Origin of the sequence: Blautia luti (assembly GCF_013304735.1) — a bacterium.
GTDB lineage: Bacteria > Bacillota > Clostridia > Lachnospirales > Lachnospiraceae > Blautia_A.
Genome location: NZ_JAAITI010000082.1, coordinates 1 through 1,724, shown reverse-complemented (window position 1 = coordinate 1,724; position 1,724 = coordinate 1). Strand labels below are relative to the sequence as shown.

The window sequence follows — 1,724 nt, the reverse complement described above, 5'->3', positions numbered from 1 at the left end:
GCAGAAGGACATACAGGCACCTGGTATGCGATGGATATGAAAACATATCATGGGGAGCGATTCTTCCAGATGCGAAATGAGGAATACGGTCAGGACGTGGCAGATATTATCGTATCGGAAAATGGGACACTGGTGGCAGAGGACATCTGGCATGGATTTGATGAAGGAGCCAGGGAAGCTATTTCAGAATATCTGGAAGAAAATGGTGCAACGGTGTATGACCTGATAGATCTTCCAGACCAGGCAACAGTCATCTTAGCAGACGGGACAGTTATGAAAATAACGGAACAGCAGACGATCAGTAAAGATACATGGGAACCGACACTGACCGGACAGAATCTGCAGGGGGAAGAACAGAAATTCAGCTTTTTCGAGATACATAAAGTCAGAGAAAATAATGGCATTGACCTAAAAATGCCAGAAAATCATTATATTGACCAATATTATGTGATCGAAGATCTGGCAGCAAAAGGTGGGATGAAGATCGAGAGATATAAGGATCTTGGAGCTGCCCTTGGAGCATATTACTCTCTGCCTAATCATAAAATGAAAGCTCTTGGAATTGAAAATACAGCACCGTTGCGAGGTAGTCTTGATTTTATTCAGTGTAAGAATGGAATAGATACATTGATTTATGATTGCCAGGAAGTGGAAGGATGGCTGAATCCGCAGATATACAATACTTTTAAAGAAATAGGAAACAGTCTGGCAGTGCATGATACAGAGATAGCATACCAGATTGGAGATCAGTATTTTACAATTCAGACGGTAGAAGATGGTTATGATTATACATTCTATGATAAAGATTATCTGGAACTGGATGGCGGCGTTTATGATGATCCGACTATTTCTATTACTGAAGCAATGGAGAATATTTTGGAAGAGGATGGACTTTCGATAGAAGATGCAAGCGTGATGGATTATGAAGAAATGTATGCAGAAATTGAATATGCAGAAGAAGAGAGACTGGAGAAGATACAATTTGAACGTACTTGCCCAAAGGCTTTTTTTGATGGTTATGACAGGGAAGCGGCATTAAAAAGTTATGAGGGAATAACCGTACAATTTAAAATGTCTGGTATGTATTTAACAGTGCAACCGACGGAGGATGGCTATAAATACCTGGTTTATGATCAGGAACTTCATGAAATTTCAGGAGATGCCTGTGGAAATCCAGAAGATTCTATTCAGAAAGCAATGTATGCCAGCTTGAAAAATGAAGGATTGGAAGATGTTGAATGTGTAAAAGTTGATGACAGGGAGTTTCGGGATAAGGTAATCAGTCATTCTAAAGAAGTGCTGGCCAGTGGAGATGTTCGATTCACTTCGGAACTTGGCAGATGTGAAACAGCATTGAATGGGATGGACAGGGCAGAAATTGAATATGAAGTTTTATTTCATGCAAGAGCTGTTCTGGAAGAAATGGGACTGGAAAATGAAGTTACATTGATTGGGGCGAGAGTACATGGTTCCAGAAGCAGAGATGACCTGTATCGTGCGGATTCTGATCTTGATGTGGTGCTTTCTTATCGAGGAAATATTCGAGAGGATAGTTTTTTTAACGAATTGAATTCGTATGGTATGGCAATAGCAGGCATTAAAGTAGACATTAACCCAATCTTAGAAGAAAGAATTACTTTGGCAGAGTATATAAAGGAATCGGAAGCCTATCTTGATCAGCAGGAAATCAGGAAACTCGCAGTGGACTTGGATAATTTTAGTTA

At 40.0% G+C, this 1,724-nt stretch carries 1 protein-coding gene; it reads left to right on the top strand.

Annotation, left to right across the window (positions count from 1 at the left end):
* A partial coding sequence (locus tag G5B06_RS18475; RefSeq protein WP_330606762.1) for an LPD16 domain-containing protein occupies positions 1 to 1,724 on the top strand: 1,724 nt, incomplete at both ends.